General features: G+C 70.8%; 8 protein-coding genes and 1 tRNA gene. 3 read left to right on the top strand and 6 right to left on the bottom strand.

What is annotated here, in order from left to right; genetic code table 11:
• Positions 1–81 precede the first annotated feature (81 nt).
• Positions 82–825 carry a VIT1/CCC1 transporter family protein gene (locus HF519_RS28375; protein ID WP_169416053.1) on the bottom strand — a complete coding sequence of 248 codons (744 nt, stop codon included), beginning with the start codon at positions 823–825 and terminating at the stop codon, positions 82–84.
• 297 nt (positions 826–1,122) lie between these two features.
• Between HF519_RS28375 and HF519_RS28370 the strand changes: the two genes are divergently transcribed.
• Entirely contained in the window at positions 1,123–1,626 is a 504-nt protein-coding gene (locus HF519_RS28370) for a MauE/DoxX family redox-associated membrane protein (RefSeq protein WP_169416052.1), read from the top strand.
• Between the two features lies 1 nt (position 1,627).
• Positions 1,628–2,392, top strand: a complete 765-nt coding sequence (locus tag HF519_RS28365) for a DsbA family protein (RefSeq protein WP_169416051.1) — start codon at positions 1,628–1,630, stop codon at positions 2,390–2,392.
• A 42-nt stretch (positions 2,393–2,434) separates the two neighbouring features.
• Here the strand turns inward: HF519_RS28365 and HF519_RS33125 are convergent, their stop codons facing one another.
• Positions 2,435–4,447, bottom strand: a complete 2,013-nt coding sequence (locus tag HF519_RS33125; protein WP_169416050.1) for a S9 family peptidase — start codon at positions 4,445–4,447, stop codon at positions 2,435–2,437.
• A gap of 85 nt (positions 4,448–4,532) precedes the next feature.
• On the opposite strand from HF519_RS33125, the gene HF519_RS28355 reads away from it, so the two are divergent.
• A tRNA-Ala gene (locus HF519_RS28355) sits at positions 4,533–4,605 on the top strand.
• Here the strand turns inward: HF519_RS28355 and HF519_RS32025 are convergent.
• From HF519_RS32025 to HF519_RS28335, 4 genes are all read right to left on the bottom strand, one after another.
• Positions 4,597–5,232 carry a site-specific integrase gene (locus HF519_RS32025; protein ID WP_246245384.1) on the bottom strand — a complete coding sequence of 212 codons (636 nt, stop codon included), beginning with the start codon at positions 5,230–5,232 and terminating at the stop codon, positions 4,597–4,599. The genes HF519_RS28355 and HF519_RS32025 overlap by 9 nt on opposite strands.
• Before the next feature lie 576 nt (positions 5,233–5,808).
• Complete coding sequence (locus HF519_RS28345) at positions 5,809–6,009, bottom strand: helix-turn-helix domain-containing protein (RefSeq protein WP_169416049.1); 201 nt, start codon at positions 6,007–6,009, stop codon at positions 5,809–5,811.
• A complete protein-coding gene (locus HF519_RS32020) occupies positions 6,006–6,962 on the bottom strand; it encodes a replication initiator (RefSeq protein WP_312860407.1) in 957 nt (318 codons plus the stop codon). The genes HF519_RS28345 and HF519_RS32020 overlap by 4 nt, the downstream gene beginning before the upstream one ends.
• Positions 6,963–7,001: 39 nt before the next feature.
• On the bottom strand, positions 7,002–8,015 hold the full coding sequence (locus HF519_RS28335; protein WP_169416047.1) for an IS481 family transposase: 1,014 nt from the start codon (positions 8,013–8,015) through the stop codon (positions 7,002–7,004).
• Positions 8,016–8,214 lie beyond the last annotated feature (199 nt).

The following is an 8,214-nucleotide window of genomic DNA, read 5'->3' as shown; positions in this document are numbered from 1 at the left end:
CCGCGCCGGATCCGATCCGGCGCGGCGGGGCGGGGGACGTCGATCACGTCGCTCGACAGCGGTGACGTCGAGCCGCGCGGGCTACGTCGTGCTCACCCCGATCAGTGAGCCGACCAGGTAGGTCGCCCCGGCCGCGATCGCGCCGAACATCAGCTGCCGCAGACCCCCCACCCACCAGGGGCGGGTGGTGAACCGGGAGGTCAGCGCCCCCACGACGAACAGGCCGATCGCGCCGACGATGAGGCCGAGGGCCAGCGACGAGGAGCCGAGCAGGAACGGGATGAGCGGGATCAGGCCGCCGACCGAGAAGCACAGGAACGAGGAGACGGCCGCGGTCCACGGGGACGGCTGCTCGTCCGGGTCGACGCCGAGCTCCTGGCTGATGTGCACCTTGACGGCCAGCTCGGGATCGGCGTGGATCTCGCGGGCGACCGCCTCCGAGGTGGCCTGCGAGAGCCCCATCTCCCGGTACATGCCGACGAGCTCGGCCTCCTCGGCGTGCGGGTGGCGTTCGAGCTCCCGGCGCTCGGCCTCCACCTCGGCCTGCACCGCGTCGTTCTGGGTGTCCACCGAGGCGAACTCGCCCAGGGCCATCGAGAACGCGCCGGCGACGAGGCCCGCCATGCCGGTCAGGATGATCACCTGCCGGTCGGCGCCGCCGCCGCCCACACCGGCGATCAGCGCGATGTTGGTGACGAGCCCGTCCATCGCGCCGAAGACGGCGGCCCGCAGCCATCCGCCCGAGATGTCGGAATGTGCGTGGTCGCTGTCGTGTGCGGCCAGCTCCTCAGGGCCGACCGCCCCCGCCCCCGTGCGCTCGCTCATGTCCGCCAGATTACCCCGGCGACACCGTCCATGATGGACTGAAGCGAGGCTCGCCTCAGGTCGTGGGAGGCATGCCTGCTCTTCTCGCCGCACCCGTGAGCGGGAGCTCCGAGGCCGGCGCGGAGCCGCTGTGGTCGTTTCGCCGACCACCGGGAGGCGATGGAGGGCGTCGGGCGCCCGGCCGTCGATGAGCGGGCTGCCGGACCTCGACGCGGTGCTGGAACAGGAGTCGGCCCGGGAGGGCTCCCAGGCGCACCTTCACCCGGACGTGATCGGGACCGTCGTTAGGGTGGGCACGTGAGGCAAGGATCGGCGCGCGCGCTCGATGTCATCGGCACGCTGGCCCGGTTCGGCCTGGCGGGTATCTGGCTGGTCTCCGGCGTGCTGAAGGCCGCCGACCCGGACCAGACCTACATCGCCGTCCGTGCGTACGACGTGCTCCCGACGTCCGGGGTCGCCGTGGTGGCCGACGTGCTGCCCTGGCTGGAGATCGCGCTGGGCCTGTTGCTGCTGGTGGGGGTGGGGACGCGGCTGGTGGCCGGACTGTCGGCCGCCGTCCTGCTGGTCTTCATGGCCGGCGTCGTCCAGGCCTGGGCCCGGGGCCTGGCGATCGACTGCGGTTGTTTCGGCGGCGGCGGCCAGGTCGCGCCCGAGGAGACCGAGTACGGCCTCGAGCTGCTGCGGGACACGGGTTTCCTGCTGCTCGCGGCGTGGCTGCTGGTCCGGCCGCGCACGCTGTTCGCGCTGGACGACCGGCTCGAATCCCGCCCGGTGGTCCGGTCGGGGGAAGGAAGGAACTGACGTGGGTGGAGCCTCGCGCAGCGAGAAGCAGCGGCGCCAGCAGGCTGCGAACCAGCGGCTGGCGGCGGCCGGCATCACGCCCAGGAAGTCCGGGACGGGCGGCAATCGCAGTGCGCTGATCGTGGTGGGTGTCGTCGTCGCGATCGCCGTGGTGGTCGGGCTGGTGGTGGCGATGACCAGGGGTTCCGGCACCGCTCCGGTGGCCGCGAACTACCCGGTCGCGGTGAGCGGCACGGTCGTGACGGCCGGCCAGGCCGGTGCGCCGGTCACGGTCGACGTCTACGAGGACTACCTCTGCCCGCAGTGCGAGCGGTTCGAGAACGCCTACGGCGACGAGATCACCGCCGCGCTCAACGAGGGCAAGATCAAGGTCAACTACCACGCGACGGCGATCCTGGACCAGCGGACGTCCCCGCCCGGGTACTCGACGCTGTCCGCGAACGCCGGGCTGTGCGCGGCGAACGCCGGCATCTTCCCGGCGTTCCACAAGCAGCTCTTCGACGAGCAGCCGAGCGAGGGCGGCGCCGGGTTCACCGCGGCGGAGCTCGTCGCGAAGGGCAACGCCCTCGGGGCCGCGCCCGGTTTCGAGCAGTGCGTGACGACGAACGGCAACGCCGCCGCCATCGCGGCGGCCACGGAGGCCGCCGCGCGCACCCCGAGCCTGACGACCAACGGCCAGTTCGGGACCCCGACCGTCGCGGTCGGCGGACAGAAGATCAACCTCAACGACCGCGACTGGCTGAAGAACGCCACCGGCCAGGCCTGACCGCCCCCGGGTGCCCGGGCCCGGCCCGGGCACCCGGCTGCCTCACCCGGGCAAGGCGGAGACCTTCTCGGGCCGGCGGCCGCCCAGGTGGCGGCCGAACCAGTCCAGGATGATCTCGGCGCGCTGCACCCGGTGCTTCGGCGAGCCCGTCCGCGACAGGTTGTGGCCCTCCTCGGGGAACCGCCAGTACTCCACCGGCTTGCCGAGCAGCCGCAGCGCCACGAACAGCTGGTCGGCCTGCTCGACGTGACAGCGCAGGTCGTCCTCGGAGTGCAGGATGAGCACCGGGGTGTCGATGTCGCGCACGTAGCTGATCGGCGACATCCGCCGGTAGGCGTCGGGTGCGTCGAGGTGCGAGACACCGAACTCGTGCCGGAAGAACCCCGCGGCGTCCGAGCTCCACTCCTCGGACTCCAGGTTGTTCACCGCACGCTCGCTGCACGCCGCGGCGAACCGGTCGCTGTGCCCGATGAGCCATGTGGTCAGGTAGCCGCCGTAGGAACCGCCGAGCACCCCGACCCGGTCGGGGTCGAGCCGCGCGTCGCGGGCGAGCGCCGCGTCGAGCACGGCCAGCACGTCGTCGGCGTCGATGCCGCCCCATCCGGTGCCGGGCGCCTCGGGGGCCTCGGGCGGCCGGATCGAGCGCACCCAGGCCTCGGTGAACCCGCTGGAGCCGTGCGGGTTGCAGTAGACGACGGCGTAGCCCGCCGAGGCCCAGAGCTGGAACTCGTCGAACCAGGAGCACGCGTACTGCGCCATCGGTCCGCCGTGGATGGACAGCAGTACCGGGCAGCGGTCGCCGTCGGCGATCCCCGCGGGCCGGATCAGCCACGCGTCGACCTCCCCGTCGCCGCCGGGGGACGGAACGGTGAAGTGCTCCGCCGGCAGTGCCGGGTGCGCGTTGTGGAAGCCGGCCCCGAGGTCGGTCAGCCGCCGTTCGGTGCCGTCGCCGTCGCGGACGAACAGTTCCGGCAGCTCCGTCGGGGTGGTCGCGACGAAGGCGAGCGTGCCGCCGGCCAGGTCGAACCCGGTCACCGCGCGGGTGCCGCCGACCAGCCGCTCCGGCTCGCCCGAGCCGTCGGCCGCGACGCGGTAGAGGTGTACGTGGCCGCGGTCCTCGACGGAGAACAGCACCGCCTCGCCGTCCCAGATCGGCGCCCGGGCGCCGGGCATCGGAGCGCACTGCCGGTCGAGCGCGGCGGTGAGTACGCGCTGCTCGCCGGTGACCGCGTCGAGCACGACGACCTGAGCGTGCGACGGGACGACGCGGCTGTCCTCGGCCAGGGTGGCGATCCGGCCGCCGTCGGGGGCGAATGCGGGCGACCGGTGGGACAGGCGCTGCCGGGCGAGCGGGAGCGGCTCCGCGGGCCCGTCGGTGTCGCCCCGGGGGTCGACGAGGAAGACGTCGTCGACCGGCTGCAGGTCCCAGTCCTTGTGCCGCGCCGCGGTGACGGCCAGCCGGGTGCCGTCGGGCGACCAGGCCGGGCCGCCGTGCTCGTACGGGCCACCGGCGACGATCCGTGGCGTCGCGGAACCATCGGCCGGGATCACGAACACGCTGCGTGGACGGTCGATGATCCAGCCCTCGCCGTCGAGCCGGGAGAGGAGCCGGTCGATGCGTCGCGGCGGGCGGGCGCGCTCGTCCTCCGCGTCGTAGCGGCTGGTGCGCTCGCGGGAGGCGAACGCGATGCTCCGGCCGTCGGGGGACCACGCCGGCTCCTCGATGGCCTCGGGGCGCTCGCAGAGGGTCAGGATCTCCCCGGGGACACCGACCGGGGCGACGTGCAGCGTGGCGCGGCCGGGCTGGTCGGAACGACGGCTGGTGAATGCGAGCCGCCGGCCGTCGGGCGACCACGCCGGCTGGGAGTCGCCGTGCTCGCCCGCGGTGAGCTGATAGGGCGGTGCCGAGCCGTCGGCCTCGGCCAGCCAGATCGCGCTGCGGTAGCGGTTGCGGTCGAGATCGACGCGGTTGACGACGAAGGCCACCAGTCGCCCGTCGGGGGAGACGCGAGGGTCGCCGACGGACACGATCTGGGCGATATCTGCAGGCTGCACGGGCCGACCGTAGCGAGATGACCAACTGACTCGACCCGGTTGCAAGGGGCCTATGGGGACCGTGTACGGTTCTCCACATCGGCAAGGGGCTGTGGCGCAGCTGGTAGCGCACTTGACTGGCAGTCAAGGGGTCAGGGGTTCGAATCCCCTCAGCTCCACCCTTCCTGATCAGCCCGGACAGTGTTCCGGGCTTTTCTCATCTCCGGGGTCATCTTCGCCCGAGTGACTAACTGAGTGACTACCGGCAGCGGGAACAGGTCGTCCATCGCGGTCGCACCCTCGTCGAGCACGGGCTTGAGCTGCTTCCGATAGACGGCCTCCGTGACCGCCGTCCCGCTGTGCCCGACGAGCCGGGAGATCTGTTCCAGCGGCACGCCGGACTCCGAGAGCAGCGAGACGAAGCTGTGCCGCAGCTCGCGCGGCGTCCATGCCGTCGGATCGAGCCCTGCCGATTGGACGACGCGCCGGAACGAACGCCGGACGTTGTGCGCGTCCATCCTGGTCCCCGCCGCTGTGGCGAACACGAGCCCGTCGGGATCGATGGTCCGGCCGACCTGGTGGCGTCGCAGCGCATCGACGCAGCGGAGCGGCATCGCGAGGCGACGCCGGGACCGTCGTGTCTTGGTGTCGCCGTCGAGTCGTACGGAACGCACCACCGAGATCGACGGGGGAACCGGAGGTGTGGCGTCGGGACGGCCGTCGAGGTCGACGTCGGCCCAGGTGAGTGCACGAAGTTCCTCCGTCCGAGCACCGACGAGCAGAGATAGCACGATGTAGGCGCGCAGTGGCGTTCCCTCAGCTGCGGTGAGCAGCTTCTCGGCCTGCTCGAACGTGAGCGACTTGGAGGCAGGCCACCCTTGCCGGTGGGGATCTCACACAGGCTGACGACGTTCCGTCGGACCTTGTCGCGGGCGATCGCGTAGTTGACAGCGCGGTTCAGAATCGAATGCATCAGGCGCAGCGTGCGAGTGCTGACCAGCGACGACTCGGCGCGAAGCCAGCGATCGACGTCCTCTGCGGAGAGATCCGCGAGCTTGCGGCGACCCAGAGCCGGGACGATGTGGACATCTGCGGTCGTCCTGTAGTTGCTGACGGTGTTGGGGGAGCGACCCGAGAGCCCATAGTCGAGCCAGTACGTCACGGCTTCCGTCACCGTGTACCGCGGCGCCTGTGAGGTGAGGCCGTCCTCGTGGTCGCGCAGGATCTCGCGGAGCTTCTGCTTTGCGGCGTCTTGGTGGTGCCGCTGGCCTTCTTGGTGGTCCGCTTCCCGCGGCCGTCGAAGCCGAGTGAGGCGGTCGCGATCCACCGTTGGCGCTGCTCGTCCCAGTGAAGGCCACCTTCCCCGCGGCTGCGCCTGGTCGTCACGAGGCGATCCCGATGCCGTCGGCCTCACGCTCCAGCAGGGCGATGTACTCGGCGATGGCGGCTGCCGGGATCAGACGGACCCGGCCGACACGGACCGACCGGAGTCGACGGCTCCGCAGCTCTTCGTAGAGGGTGCTGCGGCCGAGGGAGAGCAGTGCCATGACGTCCGGCACCCGGTACAGCTCCTTGGTGTTCACGGTGTGCTCCCGGCGGTCGTTCGGCGATGGTCGCGGCGTCGTTCGGCTACGGCGAGGGCGAGTTCGCGGTCGGTGTCGGTGTGGTGGCCGATGCCGACGAGGTGCCAGTCGTTGACGACGATCACGGGCTCGTCGGTGGGGTCGTGGCCGAGCTCGTCGAGGGTTTGGGCCAGCCGCCAGGTGCGTTGATCGCCGTGGATCGCCCGGAAGGTGGTCGAGTAGCGGCGGGACTTGGTGAGGAAGTGGCCGCGGAAGCCGAGCATGTGCGCCCATTTCCGCAGGTTGAGGCCGTCGTATTGCTCGTGGTCGGCGAGGTGCCAGGCGGTTTCGATGATCCGGCGGTGGTGGGAGTGCAGACGGAGGTGGTCGAGGTGGGCCAGGGATCGAATGGGCCGGTCGGGGTGTTGGTCGGTATTGCCGGTGCCCTTGGTGGCGTATTTGGCGATGTAGCCCGCGAGTCGGGCGTCGGTGATCTCGCCGGTGTCGTCGGTGACCTCGTCGGCGGCGGTTGCGCTGATCCGGCGGACGTCGACCTGGGCGCCCCAGGCCAGGGCGAGCGGAGTGCCGTCGGGTCGGGCGACCTCGAGCACGACCGCGCGGGCGGCCTGGTGGACGGCGTCGGTCAGCAGGTTGTGGGTCGCTCCTGACGGTGGCGGGTCGGTGGGTCCGTCGGGTCCGTCGAGGCGGATGGCGGCGTGGAAGTGGACGAGCCCGCGGCGTTGGTAGTCGGCGACCTTGGCGTAGGAGAGCCGGGCGCGGGTGCTGAACTCGCGGGCGGTGAGCCCGAGTCCGGCGGCGAGGGCGCGGCGCAGGGCGATGGTGAAGCGGTGCCAGAGCTTCCCGGCGTGCGCCTGCCACAGTACGGCGCCGGTGTAGTCGTAGGTGTCGAGGTCGAGCGGGGTGCCGATGTTGGGGTCGTGCTCGCGGTGGTGGGTGCCGCAGGGGCAGGGGATGACCCGGCCGCGGGTCGATGTGCGACTGACGGAGGCTGGTTACGCCTGGGCGGGCTTGGTGGTCTTCTGGTGGAGCCTCTCATAGGGGGTTTGGCCGCCGAGCCCGCCGTGCGGGCGGTGGTAGTTGTAGTAGTCCTCCCACTCGCGCAGCTTGTCGTCGAAGGACTTGCTGTCGTCAATGACGACACCGTCGAGGAGCCGGTAGAACTCCTCGGCGTCGATGCGGTGCGAACGCTCCACCTTTCCATTCAGGCGTGGCGTGCGGGGTTTGATGTAGACGTTCTGTAGGCCCTGGTCGAGGGCGTGCCAGTGGAACGCGGACTGGAACTCCGCGCCGTTGTCGGTCTGGATGACGTCGACCTTGAACGGCAGCCGGGACAGGACGTGGTCGAGGAAGGCGACGGCGGTCTTCTGGTCCGCGCGGGGGTAGACCTTGAGCACCCGCAGTCGGGTGCAGTCGTCGATCGCGGTGAACTGGTAGTAGCGGCGACGGCGGCGGGCGGTGAGCCCGGTGGTCTCCACGATGTGCTCCGGGCTCGACGGGGGTGCGGAGCCTGCCTTCGTGGTCTTCGGGGTCGGCGCCGGGAGGGCTTCGATGAACGTGACGTCGATCTGGACGCGGTGGCCGGGCTGGGCCTTCTCGTAGCGCTTCCAGCGCCGGTCGTGGCGTTGGTAGCGCTGCGAGGCCGGTAGCCGGTTGAGGCCCAGGCGTTTGAGGATGCGCCACACGCCGGACACGCTGATCGTCACGTCGTGGTAGCGGGCCAAGTACATGACGATCTTCGCCGGGCCGAAGTGGTAGTGCCGGCGCAGGTGCACGATCTTCTCCACGACCTCGGCCTCGGTGGCGTTGGGGCTGTGGTGGGGCCGATGCGAGCGGTCGCGCAGTCCTTCGGGTCCTTCGGCGTCGAACCGGCGTAGCCAGGTGTAGTAGCACTGGCGGCTGATGCCGTAGTAGCGGCAGGTCATCGCGACGTTGCCGGTCACTTCCTCGGCGTGGCGCAGGACCGCCAGGCGACGACGCACCTGGCGGTCCTGGAGGGGATCACTCACAGACGAGTCTCCTAATGATCAAGAGACCCAGGTGTCAACCATCCCTGTCAGTTCTTCAAAACGGCCGCAGCGTTTGCCCAGTCTCAGTAGCTGTTTGACAGTCCTGTCTCAGGACATGGTTGACACTCGGCCTAGGAAACATGGGTCGTGCGGGGTCGGTGGGCCTTGATGCTGCGGACCGGCTGGTTGGTGGTCCGGG

It is taken from the genome of Pseudonocardia bannensis, assembly GCF_012911875.1.
Classification (GTDB): Bacteria; Actinomycetota; Actinomycetes; order Mycobacteriales; family Pseudonocardiaceae; genus Pseudonocardia; species Pseudonocardia bannensis.
The sequence above is the reverse complement of the archived record's forward strand: the minus strand, read 5'-3'. Positions and strand labels throughout refer to the sequence as shown.